Source organism: Streptomyces sp. CA-250714 (assembly GCF_050936705.1).
In the GTDB taxonomy this organism is placed as follows: Bacteria; Actinomycetota; Actinomycetes; order Streptomycetales; family Streptomycetaceae; genus Streptomyces.
Genome location: NZ_JBNJMI010000001.1, coordinates 1828493 through 1843110, shown reverse-complemented (window position 1 = coordinate 1843110; position 14618 = coordinate 1828493). Strand labels below are relative to the sequence as shown.

16 protein-coding genes and 3 pseudogenes are annotated in these 14618 nt (G+C 69.4%); 12 read left to right on the top strand and 7 right to left on the bottom strand.

Annotated features, from left to right (window positions below):
* The first annotated feature begins 11 nt into the window (after positions 1-11).
* Positions 12-857 carry an aminotransferase class IV family protein gene (locus ACQEU8_RS08245; protein WP_433098388.1) on the top strand — a complete coding sequence of 282 codons (846 nt, stop codon included), beginning with the start codon at positions 12-14 and terminating at the stop codon, positions 855-857.
* A gap of 41 nt (positions 858-898) precedes the next feature.
* Here ACQEU8_RS08245 and ACQEU8_RS08240 read toward each other — a convergent pair whose 3' ends face one another.
* Positions 899-1339, bottom strand: a complete 441-nt coding sequence (locus ACQEU8_RS08240; RefSeq protein ID WP_433098386.1) for a hypothetical protein — start codon at positions 1337-1339, stop codon at positions 899-901.
* Positions 1340-1515: 176 nt separating this feature from the next.
* On the opposite strand from ACQEU8_RS08240, the gene ACQEU8_RS08235 reads away from it, so the two are divergent.
* From ACQEU8_RS08235 to ACQEU8_RS08220, 4 genes are all read left to right on the top strand, one after another.
* Positions 1516-2667: a sensor histidine kinase gene (locus ACQEU8_RS08235; protein ID WP_433098384.1), complete on the top strand. Its 1152-nt coding sequence runs from the start codon at positions 1516-1518 to the stop codon at positions 2665-2667.
* A 49-nt stretch (positions 2668-2716) separates the two neighbouring features.
* A complete protein-coding gene (locus tag ACQEU8_RS08230; RefSeq protein ID WP_433098382.1) occupies positions 2717-3385 on the top strand; it encodes a response regulator in 669 nt (222 codons plus the stop codon).
* Between the two features lie 132 nt (positions 3386-3517).
* Complete coding sequence (locus ACQEU8_RS08225; RefSeq protein ID WP_433098380.1) at positions 3518-3772, top strand: hypothetical protein; 255 nt, start codon at positions 3518-3520, stop codon at positions 3770-3772.
* A 2-nt stretch (positions 3773-3774) separates the two neighbouring features.
* Complete coding sequence (locus ACQEU8_RS08220; RefSeq protein WP_433098378.1) at positions 3775-5952, top strand: MMPL family transporter; 2178 nt, start codon at positions 3775-3777, stop codon at positions 5950-5952.
* 93 nt (positions 5953-6045) lie between these two features.
* Here the strand turns inward: ACQEU8_RS08220 and ACQEU8_RS08215 are convergent, their stop codons facing one another.
* From ACQEU8_RS08215 to ACQEU8_RS08200, 4 genes and pseudogenes are all read right to left on the bottom strand, one after another.
* Entirely contained in the window at positions 6046-6600 is a 555-nt protein-coding gene (locus ACQEU8_RS08215) for a GNAT family N-acetyltransferase (RefSeq protein WP_433098376.1), read from the bottom strand.
* 58 nt (positions 6601-6658) lie between these two features.
* The gene (locus ACQEU8_RS08210) at positions 6659-7021 is read right to left on the bottom strand and encodes a DUF4180 domain-containing protein (protein WP_433098374.1); all 363 of its coding nucleotides are present in this window, start codon (positions 7019-7021) and stop codon (positions 6659-6661) included.
* Between the two features lie 863 nt (positions 7022-7884).
* The gene (locus ACQEU8_RS08205) at positions 7885-8448 is read right to left on the bottom strand and encodes a hypothetical protein (RefSeq protein ID WP_433102229.1); all 564 of its coding nucleotides are present in this window, start codon (positions 8446-8448) and stop codon (positions 7885-7887) included.
* Positions 8449-8529: 81 nt separating this feature from the next.
* Positions 8530-8637, bottom strand: a pseudogene (locus ACQEU8_RS08200) (DUF397 domain-containing protein); the annotation flags it as partial.
* A 61-nt stretch (positions 8638-8698) separates the two neighbouring features.
* Between ACQEU8_RS08200 and ACQEU8_RS08195 the strand changes: the two are divergent.
* From ACQEU8_RS08195 to ACQEU8_RS08170, 6 genes and pseudogenes are all read left to right on the top strand, one after another.
* Positions 8699-8953, top strand: coding sequence for a DUF6332 family protein (locus ACQEU8_RS08195; protein ID WP_433098372.1), 255 nt, complete (start codon positions 8699-8701; stop codon positions 8951-8953).
* Positions 8954-8972: 19 nt separating this feature from the next.
* Positions 8973-9328, top strand: a pseudogene (locus ACQEU8_RS08190) (IS5/IS1182 family transposase); the annotation flags it as partial.
* Positions 9327-9829: pseudogene (locus tag ACQEU8_RS08185) on the top strand (transposase); the annotation flags it as partial. The pseudogenes ACQEU8_RS08190 and ACQEU8_RS08185, both read left to right, overlap by 2 nt.
* Positions 9830-10099: 270 nt before the next feature.
* Positions 10100-10444 (top strand): hypothetical protein, encoded by a 345-nt coding sequence (locus ACQEU8_RS08180; protein ID WP_433098370.1) that lies wholly within the window; start codon positions 10100-10102, stop codon positions 10442-10444.
* Positions 10445-10764: 320 nt separating this feature from the next.
* A complete protein-coding gene (locus tag ACQEU8_RS08175) occupies positions 10765-11394 on the top strand; it encodes a WD40 repeat domain-containing protein (RefSeq protein ID WP_433098368.1) in 630 nt (209 codons plus the stop codon).
* A gap of 43 nt (positions 11395-11437) precedes the next feature.
* Positions 11438-12994, top strand: coding sequence for an oxidoreductase (locus ACQEU8_RS08170; RefSeq protein WP_433098367.1), 1557 nt, complete (start codon positions 11438-11440; stop codon positions 12992-12994).
* 135 nt (positions 12995-13129) lie between these two features.
* Here the strand turns inward: ACQEU8_RS08170 and ACQEU8_RS08165 are convergent, their stop codons facing one another.
* Positions 13130-13351 (bottom strand): DUF397 domain-containing protein, encoded by a 222-nt coding sequence (locus ACQEU8_RS08165; protein WP_433098365.1) that lies wholly within the window; start codon positions 13349-13351, stop codon positions 13130-13132.
* Complete coding sequence (locus ACQEU8_RS08160; RefSeq protein WP_433098363.1) at positions 13308-14147, bottom strand: helix-turn-helix domain-containing protein; 840 nt, start codon at positions 14145-14147, stop codon at positions 13308-13310. Before ACQEU8_RS08160 ends, ACQEU8_RS08165 begins: the two co-directional genes overlap by 44 nt.
* A gap of 216 nt (positions 14148-14363) precedes the next feature.
* Between ACQEU8_RS08160 and ACQEU8_RS08155 the strand changes: the two genes are divergently transcribed.
* Entirely contained in the window at positions 14364-14597 is a 234-nt protein-coding gene (locus tag ACQEU8_RS08155; RefSeq protein ID WP_433098361.1) for a hypothetical protein, read from the top strand.
* Positions 14598-14618: the final 21 nt, after the last annotated feature.

The following is a 14618-nucleotide window of genomic DNA, read 5'->3' as shown; positions in this document are numbered from 1 at the left end:
AACGTCCCGGCATGAGCGAACATTCCACGCCCGCCCTGAACGGGCGGCCTCAGACGACCCCGTACGTGGTGCAGCGGGACGGCCGCACGGCCACCGCCGAAGAGCTGGCCCCGCTCGCTTTCGCGGGCTACGCGCACTTCACCGCCATGCAGGTGCGGGACGGCCGGGTGAGGGGCCTCGACCTGCATCTGGAGCGGCTCAGGTCCGCCTCCCTGGAGCTGTTCGGCCGGGCGCTGCCCGACGACCGGGTGCGATCGTATCTGCGGACGGCGCTGAAGGACGGCCCGGCCGACGTTTCACTGACCGCCGTCGTGTACTCGACGGCGGGTGAGTTCACCGTCGCACCGCCCGACGCGGAACTCTCCGTCCTGGTACGTACCGGACCCGCCTCGTCCGGACCTGAGGGGCCGCTGTCACTGGACACGGTCACGTATGAGCGGCCCCTCCCGGGAGTGAAGCACGTCGGCGAGGTGGGCAAGACCTACTTTCTGCGGCAGGCCCGGGAGCAGGGCTTCGACGACGCCGCGTTCGTCGATCTGCGGGGCCGGCTCAGCGAGGGGACGATCTGGAACCTGGCCTTCTGGGACGGCGAAGCCGTGGTGTGGCCCACCGCCGACATGCTGGCCGGAACCATGATGAACACCGTCCGCCGCCAACTGGACCGCCTCGGCGTCCCCCAGCACGACCGGGAGATCACCCCCGCCGACCTGCCGGCCCTCGCCGGAGCGGTGGTCCTGAACTCCTGGACACCGGGCATCCCGGTGCACCGCATCGGCTCCGTACCGCTGCCACCGGCCCCGCACTTCCTGGACCTGCTGCACCGGGCGCACGAAGCCGAACCGCCTGTCGCTCCGTAGGAGGGTCCTTCTGGGGCTTCACCGACCCGGACCTGTAGGGCTCAGTGCACGGAGCTCCCCCGTCGTCCGCGCACTGTGCGCAGGCCCAGCGCACAGACGCCGCACAGCGCGCCCCATGCGGTATTGACCGCGAAGGCCGGGACGATGGCCTGCGGATGGGCGAGCGGACCGTCCAACTCCCCGTCGAGCAGCGGCGAGAGCACCCCGCTGAGCACGGTGCTGCCGAGCGCGTAGGCGAGCCCGGCGGCAATGAGGGTCGGCAGGGGTTCGCGCACCCGGGTCAGGGCGCCGACGCAGACCCACACCACGGAGATGGCCGCCGTGAGGATCAGCGGGGTGGCCGGTTTGCCGAGGCTGTCGCTCAGGCCGGTGATCGAGAACAGCGGCCTGATCAGCGCCACAGCTGCCAGCCCGATCACCACGGGCCAGTCCGGACGCCGGAGCAGGGTCGGGGCCGCGCGGTTGTGCTCGTACGTGTTCATGCCGACGAGAATCGCTGCCGACGCGGCCCCCAGGCGTCGGCCCAGAGCGGGCAGCACTCCTGCACCCGGAGTTGTGGCAGCGGCGCGGAGTTGTACCTCCGTGGTTGCGGGGCGGCTGCGCAAGTGCCGCCCTCCGGCCGACCGGGCAGGCCACCGCGGCTGTCTAGGCTGGTCGCATGGCAGCTGACACCATGCGCCGGTTGCGCCGGGAGCCGTACGGCGGTGCGGCGGAGCTGCTGCCGGCCTGCGGTGTGCTGCTGCTGGTGGCCGTGTGGACCGCGGCGTCCCTGCTGCTCAACCCGGCGGATCCCTCGCCCGTGACGGTCCTCGGCTGGCTGCTGAACGCGGCCGCGTGCGGGGCGCTGTACGTACGGCGCAGGTACCCGGTGGCAGTGCCGGTCTTCGTGCTGGCCGCCACCGCCACGTACTACGTCACCAGCGAGTACGACGGCCCTCTGGTGCTCGCCCTGGTCCTCGCGCTCCACTTCCTGGCCGCGGAGGGCCGGTTGCAGGCGGCGCTCGCCATCGCCGCGGTCGCCGTCATCGGCGTGGGCATCGGGACGCTGGCCGGGAACGAGGACACCAACATCGTCAGCGTCTTCATGCTCACCGGCTGGCTGGTCGCGGTGGTGGCGCTCGGCACCATGCGGCACAGACGGTTCGCGTACGCGGAGGAGGAGGCGCGGCTGCGGGCCACCGAGGAGCGGCTGCGGATCGCCCGTGAGCTGCACGATGTCATCGGGCACCGGATCTCGCTGATCAATGTGCAGTCGGGCGCCTCGCTGCACCGGCTGAAGAAGCATCCCGAGGAGGCCGAGGAGGCCCTGGCCGCGATCAAGGAGAACAGCCGGGAGGCACTGCGCGAACTGCGCGCCACGCTCGGGGTGCTGCGCCAGGTCGACGAGGCGGCGCCGACGCGTCCCGCGCCGGGGCTCGCCCGCCTCGGCGAGCTGGTGGCCGCGGCCAGGCCCGCGGGCTTCGAGGTGCGGGTGCACAGCCGGGGACGGGCACGGGAGCTGCCCGCGGCGGTCGATCTCGCGGCGTTCCGGATCGTGCAGGAGTCGCTGACCAATGTGACCCGGCACGCGCGCGGGGTCACGGCGGTCGAGGTGCGGCTCGATTTCGGGGAGCGGGAGCTTTCGCTGGCGATCGAGGACGACGGCGGACCGGCGAGTGCGGCGCACCGGAAGACCGCACGTCACAGCACAGCCGGAAGCGGCATCGAGGGCATGCGGGAGCGGGCGGCTATGCTCGGTGGCGAACTGTCCGCGGGCCAGGGGCCGCGCGGTGGATTCGCCGTCAACGCCCGCCTTCCGTACGTGAGCTGACGGCCGCCTCTCACCGGCCGGGGCACGTGACGATCGGAGCCGATCCCTCATGATCGAGGTCCTGCTGGCCGACGACCAGCGCCTGGTGCGTGCCGGATTCCGCTCGATCCTCGAGGACGAGGACGACATCACCGTCGTCGGCGAGGTCGGCGACGGGGACGACGCGGTGGCCGCCTGCCGGGAACTGCGGCCCGACGTCGTCCTGATGGACATCCGTATGCCCGGTGTGGACGGTCTGGAGGCGTCCCGCGGTATCGCCGCCGACCCGCGGCTCGCCGAGGTGCGGGTCGTCATCCTGACCACCTTCGACCTGGACGACTACATCTACGGGGCGCTGCGGGCAGGCGCCACCGGCTTCCTGGTCAAGGACACCGAACCCGAGGAACTGGTGCACGCGGTACGGGTGGCTGCCCGCGGCGATGCGCTGATCAGCCCCTCCGTCACCCGGCGGCTGATCGCCGAGTTCGCCGGCCGCGTCAAGGCACCCGAACCGAGCCCTCGGCTGAACGCACTCACGGAGCGGGAGCGCGAGGTGATGACACTGGTCGCGGCCGGGCTGACCAACGACGAGATCGCCGCACGGCTGGTACTGAGCCCGGCCACCGCCAAGACCCATGTCAGCCGCATCATGTCCAAGCTGGACGTACGCGACCGTTCCCAACTGGTCGTGCTGGCCTACGAGTCCGGAATGGTCAGCCCCGGCTGGCTGGCGGGCTGACCCGCCGCCCGCGGCGATCCTCGCCCCGCAACCCTCGGGGTACGCGCTCGCGCAGCCCGCAACCGCTGGGGTAGCGCGGATACCGGCCGGCGGCCGATGCCGGCGGCCGAACCGGCCCCGCACGCTGCTGCCATGAGTACACCGTCCGTACGCGACAAGGCCCCGGCCTCGCTGGTGGGCCTACTGGTCGGCGGAGCCGCCGGCTTTCTGTTGACCGAGACCGTGGCAGCGCTGTTCGCCTTCGCCTTCGACCGCACTCCTGAGGCGGATGGCAACGGCACGCTGCCGGCCGCCTTCATCGCGGTGCCGATCCTGTGTGCCCTCGTCGGCGCGGTGAGCGGCGCGCGCTGGTCCGGCCGCTCGCCGCACCGGAACAGGGGCTGGTGAGCATGTCCGTCCCGCGCGGCACACCCGCGACCGAAACCTCCGCCCCGTCCGCCGACGCCTCGGCCCCGAGCATCTTCAGTCGGCTCGCCGCCTGGTCCCAGCGCCACCGTTGGGGCGCGGTGCTGCTGTGGGTGTTCGTACTGGCCGCGATCACGGTCGGCTCCCAGGCGGCCGGCAGCAACTACCGCAACGACTTCACCCTGCCCGGCACCGACTCCCAGGCCGCGACGGATTTGCTGCGGCAGCACGGCTCGGCGCAGGCCGGGGACAGCGTCCAGATCGTCCTCCAGGAACCGCGGGGCATCGCCGAGCGGCGGCCGACCGTGGAGCGGATGCTCGACCGGGTACGCGGCCTGCCCGGCGTCGCCGAGGTGCGCGGCCCCTACGCGGACGCCTCGGCCGTCTCCGAGGACGGCACCATCGGCTATGCCACGGTGACGCTCGACGACAAGGCGCAGAACGTGCCCAAGGCCGACGTCACCAGGATCATCGACACCGCACGGTCAGCGGCCGGGAACGGCCTTCGGATCGAACTCGGCGGCGAGGCCGTACGCGGCGCCGAGGAGGAAGGGGGCGGCTCCGCGGAAGGCGCGGGCATGCTCGCCGCGCTCGTCGTCCTCGTACTGCTCTTCGGCTCACTGGTGGCGGCCGCGCTGCCGCTGGTCACCGCGCTGTTCGCGGTGGGCGGTGCGATCGGGCTGATCGCGGTGGCCTCCCATGTGTTCACCGTCGCCGACTTCACCCCGCCGATCATGATGCTGGTCGGGCTAGGGGTGGGGGGCGACTACGCGCTGCTGATCTTCTACCGCTTCCGGCACGAACTCACCCGCGGTGCGGACCCCAAGAGCGCGGGCCGGCTCGCCGTGGACGCCGCGGGCCGTACGGTCTTCTTCGCCGGCTGCACCGTGATCATCGCCCTGCTCGGCCTGGTGGCACTAGGTCTCGGCTCACTGCAGGGCGTCGCCCTGGCGGTGGCGCTGACGGTGCTCGCCACCATGGCGGCCTCGCTGATCCTGCTGCCCGCGCTGATGGCCCTGTTCGGCTCGCGGATCCAGCGGCATGTGCTCAAGCGGGCCGCGAAGGCCGCGGCCAAGGGCAGGGAAGAGGGCGCGCGATGGCGGCAGTTGGCGGCCGCAGTGCAGCGCCGTCCGCTGCCCGCGCTGCTCGCCGGTGTCATCGCTCTCCTCGCGCTGTCCGCACCGGCGCTCGGGATGCGCCTCGGCTTCGCGGACGCGGGCAACGACGCGCCGAGTACGACCAGCCGGCAGGCCTACGACCTGCTCGCGGAAGGCTTCGGACCGGGCTTCAACGGTCCGCTGATCGTCGTCGTGGACGGCGACCGCGCGGCGAGCCAGGCCGCGCGGGCCGCCCTCGCGAAGGCCGACGGCGTCGCCGCGACCAGCCCGGCGCTGCCCTCGAAGGACGGCAAAGCGGCGACGGTCGTCGTCTTTCCCGAGACCGCCCCGCAGGACGAGGGCACCACCGATCTCGTGCACCGGCTCCGGGAGGAGGTGCTGCCACCGGTGGAACGGGACACCGGTGCCGAGCTGCTGGTCGGCGGAGCCACCGCTGCCACCCAGGACTTCGCCGACAGCGTCACCCAGCGGATGCCGCTCTTCGTGGCGATCGTCGTCGGAATGTCGTCGCTGCTGCTCCTGGTGGTCTTCCGCTCGGTCCTGATCCCGCTCAAGGCGGCCCTGCTGAACCTGCTGAGCATCTCCGCGGCGCTGGGCGTGGTCACACCGGTCTTCCAGGAAGGCTGGTTCGGGGTGCAGCCGGGGCCCGTCGAGGCATTCATCCCCGTGATGATCTTCGCGATCGTCTTCGGGCTCTCCATGGACTACGAGGTGTTCCTGATCTCCCGGATCCACGAGGAGTGGGTGCGTACGAAGGACCACGGCCACGCCGTCCGTGAGGGGCTGGCCGCGACCGGCTCGGTGATCACCGCGGCCGCGGCCATCATGATCGTGGTGTTCGCCGCCTTCGTCCTCAGCCCCAGCCGGATGCTCCAGCAGTTCGGCCTGGGACTCGCGGTGGCGATCCTGCTGGACGCACTGGTCATCCGATGCATGATCGTGCCCGCCGCGATACAGCTGCTCGGCCACCGCGCCTGGTGGCTCCCGGCGCGGCTCGCCGCACGGCTGCCGAAGGTTGCACTGGAGCGTGCCGAGGGCCGATGACACCAGCCGCGGGCGGGGCGCCCCCCACGAGAGCTGGAGCACCCGCCCGCATCGGCCACGGAGCCGAACAGGCTCAGGCGGCGGCGTGGAACTTCAGGAGGCGGTGGCGTGGAACCGGTCGCGGGTCAGCCGGTGGACGACGGAGGCGCGCAGCGGGCCGGGCGGGACGGTGGGGTCGTCGAAGTCGTCGGCGGGGTCGTGGGTCATGCCCAGGCGGCGCATGACCGCCTGGGAGCGGAGATTGGTGGCCGTCGTGATCGCCACGATCTCCTGGAGGCCGAGCGAGTCGAAGCCGAACTCCAGCACCGCCCGTCCCGCCTCGGTCGCGTAGCCGTGGCCCCAGGCGGTACGGGCCAGCCGCCAGCCCGCCTCCACGCCCTCGACCGGAAGTTCCTCCTCCACCGGGTCCAGCCCGGCGAACCCGATGAACTCCCCGGTGGCGCGCACCTCGGCCGCCCACCACCCCCAGCCGCGCCGCTTCAGGTCCGCCTGGAAGCGGGCCACGGACGCGTCGCTCTCCTCCCGGCTGAGGAGACCGGGAAAGTGTTCGCGGACCTCCGGGTCGGCGTTCATCTCGGCCCACGGGGCGAGATCGCTCTCCCGCCAGTCGCGGAGCAGCAGTCGTTCGGTTCGCAGCTGTGTCGTCACGTCGCGAAGCTAACGGCCCACGGTACGGACCGCGACGGAATTACGCGGGCCGGCCAGGTCAGCCGCTCAGGCGGGCCCGCAACTCCTCGATGTCGGCCAGGAACCAGGTCTGCCGACCACGGTTGCACTCCCGTACGAAGTCGCGGAGCGCCGAACTGGCTTCGAGATGCCGGGAGATGTCGCCGACGATCGCGAGACGGAGCCGGTATTGGACGAACTTCTGGATGATGTCCCCCGCGAGGCGCGTCCGCAGCCGGAAGAACGCCTCGTCCAGCTGTGCCACCGGGATCACCGCCCACTCAGCACCCTGGTACCCGGCGTTACCGATGACGTCCATGGCATCCCTCTCACTGCCGATGGTCTCGCCCTCGGCGTCCCAAATGAGGACGGGAATGTCGCTGATCGTCTCCAGGCTGCTCATGGTCGCCAGGCTAGAGCGATTCACGGGGAACGGCGACGGGATTCCTGTGGGGCCTCCTGGCTTGATGGCCGCCGCCCGCCCAACTCCCGGTCGTGGACCACGATGGCGGCGTACCGGCCGGTCGGTTGGGCCATGTGGCACACAGCGTTCACCGTTGCCTGGAGGAACCGCCTGGGGGAACCGTAAGTCCGCTGCTGTGTCCTGGGCTTTCTGATGCCGGAATGCTCAGACAGCGAAGGCGCAGTCATCCGAGCGGTAGGGGTCACAGCCGAGGCAGCGGAGGGTCCGGCAGCCGCGGCAGCGCGTGAGCAGCTGGCCGCAGTGGCACGCGGGGGCGCTCGTATCAGTGGATTCTCTGTCCGTCGCAGGTAGGTGGCGGACATCGATCGGGGTCGGCTCGGGGCGCCTGCTCAGGGCGCTCATGAAAACAGCTCCCATCGGAATGCGAGGAAGGTCGGGTGGCGTGGGAAGACGGTGCTCCGCATGCGGTGCTCGGCATGCGGTGACCGGTCCGGTCGATCAGCTGAGCAGCCAGGAGTGGAATACGGCCGCCCTGGCCCGCCTCGCTGCTCCGGACATCGCGTCTGCGTCTCCGGGGATACCGGCGTGCGCATGAGAGCGCGAGCAGCGCGGACGGGAACCTCCCCTTCGTCCGTGGAGGGCCGGGCCGGCCGGCGGAGAAGCCGGGGGTCACCCGGCGGGAAATCCCGCGTCCCCCGAACGTAGGGCGGCCGCCTCCCTCGCACTATGTACAGATGCCACACCTCTGACGCCCTGGGTTGGACAGATGCTCAAGCCGTCTGCAGACGGCCTCCCGGATGCGAGAGCGGCCGTGGCCTGGAAGCCGCCTTTCCGGTGGCCGCTCAGGTGGTGATCTCTGCGTACATCGCCCTGAGTTCGCGTGTCGCGGCCTGCAGATCCCGCAGGTCGGGGTAGGTGAGGGCGTCCTCCCAGGAGATGTACACCTGGTCCGATCGAGTCCAGGCGAGAAGGTCGATGATCTGCGTGAACGTCGACGGAGCGAACGCCGGAATCAGGTCCTCGTCATCTTCCGACTGGTCGTCCGTACGCAGCTTCCGCCCCGCCAGCAGGCGCAGCCAGGCCGCCGCCGCGTAGGCCGACTGGGATATCACATGCAAGTCCGGGTCCTGGTCCTCGGAATAGACCAGCCCCATCGCGGTCAGATGCTCATGGATCGCATCGGCGTCCACCGACTCCCCAGCCGCGGCTCTGCGCAGCCCCCGCACCGCTTCCGGGTTCGACAGCACAGGCTCATCGCTGAACTCCATGTCCTCACCCTCGACGCGACCGAGCAAGGGCGCGAGCAGGCGGTAGAGACAACTGACTTGCTCATGCGGGCCGAGGCTCCCGCCGAACTCATCGAGGGCCTGTAGCAGTTCGGAGTACTCCGTATCAGTTTCCGTCACGCGCACATGCTTAGCGCATGGCACTGACAGCTCCAGTCCTGCGGCGTCATGCCCCGACCGCCCGTCGTGCACCGCCGCGATGAAGTGCGCCCACTGCGATGCCGGGGAGGCGAGTACGGGTCCGGTGGGCGCCGTCTTGCTGTCGCGGACCGGGATGATGCCGACCGCTGCGCTTGCGCCGACCTCCACGCATGAGAGTCAGGCTGTCCGGCCCAGGCGCCATGGCTTGCCGTGATGTGAGACTTGAAGCATGGACATGGGCCGTGAGTCGCGGTGGGAAAAGGACGCAATGACAGTGGAGATCGTCTTCGCCCTGGTGACTGCCGTCGCGCTGGGTGCTGCGGTCTTCGCCCCCGCTCTGACTCTCGCACTGGCCTTTGACCTCTCCGGTTCAGTGAGGAAGGCCGTGTTGGTGGGCGGTGCATTGCTCGGAGCGACGGCTGGAATATGGCGTCTGGTACGGGTGCTGCGTCGATTCGACGAGCAACGCCGAATGGGCCACTGACTGCGGGACTTCTCCTGCGACGACCCACCGCAGGTTCACCGAGTGGACGAAGGCCAGGGTTGGGCCAAGCTCCACCGCTCGGTCCTCGACGGACTCGGCTCCCGAGGCGACCTGGACTGGTCGAGCTGCGCGATCGACTTGGTGAACGTGCGGGCCTCCAAAGGGGGACCTGACGGGTCCGCATCCCGTCAACCGGGGCAAGTACGGCTCGAAGATCCATCTGATCACCGAGCGGACCGGTCTGCCCCTGTCCGTCGGCGTTTCCGGTGCCAACGTTCACGACAGCCTGGCCCTGGTCCCGCTCGGGAAGGGCATACCGGCCAGTCGGTCACCCGCGGAGGCCCCCGCCGACGCAAGCCTGGCAACCTTCACGGTCGGCTGTTCCTGCGAGGCGATCGCCGACACAACTTGCTCGGCCACCACGATCCGCAGCCGCCGCGACGAGTGGATACAACTGGGCGTCTTCGCCCGGCTCAAGCAGATCGCGCCGGCCTCCTACGACCGGATCGTCGGCCTCGTCCTCGACAAGATCGCCGTGGACGGCTCCATCACCAAGGCGCCCGGAGGCGGCGCGGTGGCCGGGCGTTCCCCGGTCGACCGCGGCAAACAGGGCGTGAAACGCTCGGGCATGACGGACGGATACGGCATTCCCCTGGGCTGTGTCCTGGTCGGCGCCAACCGCCACGACGCCCCCCGCTGCTCGCCCCGGCCCTGGACCGCCTGAACGCCCCCGGGCCGTCACCCGACGACATCACCGTGCACCTGGACGCCGACCACGACTCGGACACCACCCGCACTCTGCTCAGCGAACGCGGCCTCCAGGGCCGCATCGCGCACAAAGGCGAGAAGGCACCACGCCCGAGCCGCCGACCGTGGTCACCACCCATCCGCGCCACCTGTGACTTGTGATTGTTCGAGATATTGCAGGTCAGCAGGCAAACATGGCGCAAAGCCCCAGAACCGCCCGGCCCTGCCGATGTCAGTGCTCGGTGGCAAGGTGGCGGAATGATCCGCCAGTTGACTGTGCAACCTGCTTCCGCCACAGGCTCCCGTGTCACCGTCGAAGAGATGGCCGGCCTTCTGAAGGAGGCCGGGCTCAGTGAGGGGCCGGTTGCCGCTTAGTCCACAGCTTCCGTTCATATCGTCGTGGACGATGACGGAACGACGGGCCGGATTCAGGTCGAGTTCGGAGATATCCGGGACCCGGCACTGCGCTCCATCCACGTACTGGCCGCCCGTCTCGGTTGGGAGATCGTCGATTCACAGGCGAACTGGCACTTTGGAATTGCCGGGACGCTTCCGCCTGAGTTGCGCTTCGGCCTGCTCGCCGTCGCCCGCCGTAGGAAGTGGTGGGTGGCGCAGACGGACATGCCCGGCTCTGTGCGGTCACTCTCCATGGCCGACGACGGCACCTGCGCGATCGGCTACGCGCCCCACGCGATGCGCCGAATGGCGAGTTCGAGGTGCAGCTGCGCTCCGGGGCCGACCTGAACACTGTGCTGCTGCGCTGTCCAGGAGTCCGTGACCCGGCGCTCTCCCGCGACGGAAGGTGGCTTGCCGCGAATCAGGTGTGGCCGCATGGGATCGTGCAGGTGATGGCCGTGTCAGAGGAGTGGGCCAGCTGCGAGTGGCCGCTTGGGCGCCTGTTCGCGTGGCGACCGTCGAGTGACAGTCACCGGCCGGAACTCGTCTCGCTCACGCGCCACCCCTTCGACCAGGAACGGACCCCTGACGGTCCGGACGTTCCAGTGGAAGCCCGGGATCAACTGCTGGCTCTCGAAGGAGAGGCGGATCCCAGCTTGGTGGCCGCCTTGCTGCCCAACGAGGGTACTCGCGTGGTGGTCGCCGATGTTCGAGGCGAGAGGGTGTCGGCGCTGGTCAAGGACCGCAGACTGCACGACATGGTCTATGTCGGCGCCCAACTCGCCGTCTCCGGCGACGGTGAAACCGCCGTGGCCTGTGCGGGCAGTCACGCCATGGGCTTCTCCCTCACCACCGGTGAGGTGCGGTGGGTCACGCCGCCGTCCTCCGAGGCGAACTGGGACTTCCATACGCACTGGCGGGCTGCCGTAGCCAGTCCGTGCGGGCGCCTGACAGCGGCCTGCGGTGGCGAGTTCTCCTCCGAAACATTGGGTCTGGTCCTGATCGACGCGGTCACCGGCCGGCTTCTGCTCGCTCTGAACAGCACAGCGCTGGGCTCCTCGGCGACTCCATCAGCTCTGTGCTTCCACCCGTCCGGCTGGCTGGCCGTGGGCTTCACCGACGGCAAGGTCACCCACCTGACTCCGTCAGGCTCCGCGACCTCCCCGTACCGGGCGCTCTCCGGCGCTGTCCATGGAATGGCCTTCTCCCCGGACGGCTCGACCCTGTTCGTGGGAGGTTCCGACAAGCGGGGGATACGCGCTGTGGAACTGAGCCCCACGGAACGACAGCCGGTGTGAGGTCAGCTCTGCGTCCGCGAAGGACGATCACTACGCTGCACGAGTGCTCTCATACGACGAGTTGACCTCATCGGAGCGTGAGTTGTGGGACGGGTTCCCCGAGGGGCGCCGCGTGGACCTGCGCATGGGGGTGCCCGAGGACGATCGTGTCGCCGAGGGTGGGCGCTGGGGTCCTGAGCGGACGGTGCGGGCGGCGGTGATCGTGGCGCTCCTGCTGGGCGCGAACACCGCGCAGCCGGGCGCCGTGGCGTGTCTGCGGCTCGCCGGGGCGCGGATATCCGGGCGCCTCAACCTGGCCGGCGCGCAGATCGCTTACGCCCTCTGGCTGGAGGACTGCTGGTTCGAGGAGTCGGTGGACCTGCTCGGGGCGTCGACCCGAACGGTCGTGATCACGGGCAGTCACGTCCCGGGCATCGAAGCCTATTCGGCCTGTATCGAGGGAACCCTCGACCTGCGGCGCTCGGTGGTGGAATGCCTCGCGTCCTCGCCCTTCAACCATGTGCGTACCGCCCTGTCGCTGAGCGACGCCCGGGTGACCGGCGGCATGCTCCTCAACGGGGCTGAGATCAGCGCGCCCGGAGGATGGGCCGTGGCCGCCGGCGGCCTGGTCATGGAAGGAGGCGTGACCTGCAGGCGCGGGTTTGTCGTGCGAGGCGAAGTACGGCTGCTGGGGGCGCAGTTGCCGGGCGGACTGTTCATGAAGGGGGCACAGCTGGTGAGCCCCGGCCCACGCGGGACGGCCCTCGCCCTGGACAACGCCGCAGCCTCGACGCTCGACTTCTCCGACGGATTCACCGCGAACGGGACCGTACGCCTGCGGGGCGCCCGGATTTCGGACAACGTGACCTTTGAGGGAGCCGTCCTCAACGGCCCGCCCGACGACACCAGCCCGTCTTTGGCCGCCCCTTTGATGCAGGCCGTCGACTTCGACTTCACCCTCGCCCAGCCTCCGTCCGGCAGCGTGGACCTGCGGGGCGCACAGGTGTCCAACCTCCATGACAGCGAGCACAGCTGGCCGGACGTGGTGGAGCTGGACGGCTTCGTCTACGGCTCCATCAAGGTGGACAGGGGCGGGGAGCGCCGGGAGGCAGTGGGGGGGCGGGACTCTGTTGCAGGACGGGTGGCGTGGATACGACGCAGCCCCGGCTACAACCCGCAGCCGTACGAGCAGTTGGCGAGCTGGTACCGGAAGGCCGGCCACGACGACGACGCCCGCCGCGTTCTCCTGGCCAAACAGCGCCACCGGCGTCAGACTCTGCCCCGGGCCGCGCGCGGGTGGGGGCACCTGCTCGATGCGACTGTCGGCTACGGCTACCGCCCCTGGCTGGCCGGCGTCTGGCTCCTCGCACTGACCCTGCTGGGCACGCTGTCCTTCGGCGCTCACTCTCCCAGCCCGGTCAAACAGGGCGAAGGCGCCCCGTTCCAGCCCCTCGTCTACACACTCGACCTCCTGATCCCCATCGGCGGCCTGGGCCAGCGCACAGCCTGGTACTGGCCCAACGACAGCCTCCAGTGGCTGGCCTACCTGCTGATCGCCTTCGGCTGGGTGCTGACAACCGCCGTCATCGCGGGCGTCACCCGCGCCCTGCAGAAAAACTAGCCGCCGACAGCTGCGCTTGCGCCGACCTCTACTCACTCGCCGCCGCTGCCGTTGCAGTAGCTGCTCTTTCGCCAGTGTGCGGTGCTGAGGTCGGGTCGGCTGCCGATCATCTCGGGCTCCTCTGGCTGTGTGGTGTCAGGTGTTCAAGTCTCCGTTGTGCAGAGCGGTGATGAAGTGGGCCCACTGGTGCGCGGGGAAGGTGAGCATTTGGCCGGTGGGGGCGGTCTTTGTGTCGTGGACCGGGACGATGCCGTCGGGGGCGTTGGCGGCGACCTCTACGCAGTCGCCGCCGTCGCCGTTGCTGTAGCTGCTCTTAATCCAGGAGTAGTTGTTCGAGCCAGGCTGGTTGTTTGTCATTTCGGTGGTCCTCCGCCGCTTGCTGAACCATTGCCAGGGAAGCCGACGGGGACATCGCCGTAGCCCTGACCAGATCGTAGGCCCGAGAGTACTTCTTGACGATCGCTGGCTCGTCGATGGTGTGTCCGCTGTAAGACGACTCGGTGTAGGCCAACGGTGGGGCATCAGCGAAGGTCATGACCTTGGCGGTGCCCTGCATCAGAGGATGGACGCCAGCATTCCACGGGATGATCTGTGGAACGACTTGCCGCCGCTGAGCCAGCACCGCGATGTGATCGAGTTGCTCAGCCATAGCTTCCCCCGGAATGATCCGCTGCCGCAGCACGGACTCATGCATGATGATCCAGACCATGGGCCTCCGGTCTCTGCTGAAGAGTTCAGCCCGCTCCAAGCGACCGTCAACTTTCGACTTCACCTCCTCCGGTGCTTCGAAGGGATGAGTAGCTTGAACGACAGCCCGGATGTACGCCTCGGTTTGAACGAGACCCGGAATCAGCGTGGGACACCATTCTTCGATGCTGTCCGCATTGGCTTCCGTCTCCAGGACCCTCTCGAAGTAGGCGGCGTGCCCCCTCCGCCGCGCCTTCCGCACATCCTCGCACCGCCGACTGAAGAACCCATCCGTCCCCAGCACTCGATCCACGTGCTCCGCGAGATCAGGCGGCATTCGTCGCTCCCCTCGCTCGATCTCGCTCAGGTGGCTGGCGCTGTAGAAGCTGCCCTCTGCCAACTGCGGTTGGGTCAGCCCTGCTTGCTCGCGCTTCCAGCGGAGCTCCTTCCCGTAGAAGGTGGGCACGCCTGCTGATCCGTCGATGTCCTTGGGTCCTGGCACGGTTCACCGCCGAGAGGTTGATGGCTGTTTTCGTTCGGGTGGGGCCATTCCCGGAGGGTCCGCAATTGGTCGTAGCTGATGGGCAGTTCGCTTGCGGGAGCCCGATGAGCTGCAACGTTACCCGCGCTCGGGCCATTGTGTGAGGGCTTCGTCACACAGTGCTCAGGAAGGGTGCGACAAATGAACGAATGTGCGTACGGACGAGCGAAAAGCGTCGAGGAATGTATCGCCGAACTCGGCACGGCCCTCCGCGCCCACGGGATCACTCTGCCCTCCCTCGGAGTCGACCCGGTGACCTACGCCGGGTCGCAGCCGTACACGCTTGTCGCGCTCGGCAATTGCAACGTCGACACCGCCCGCGCACTCGCCGCCGTACTGCGGACTGCGGCGGAGGAGGGGCGGGCCGACGGGTGAAGACCCAGACATGGCGGGTCG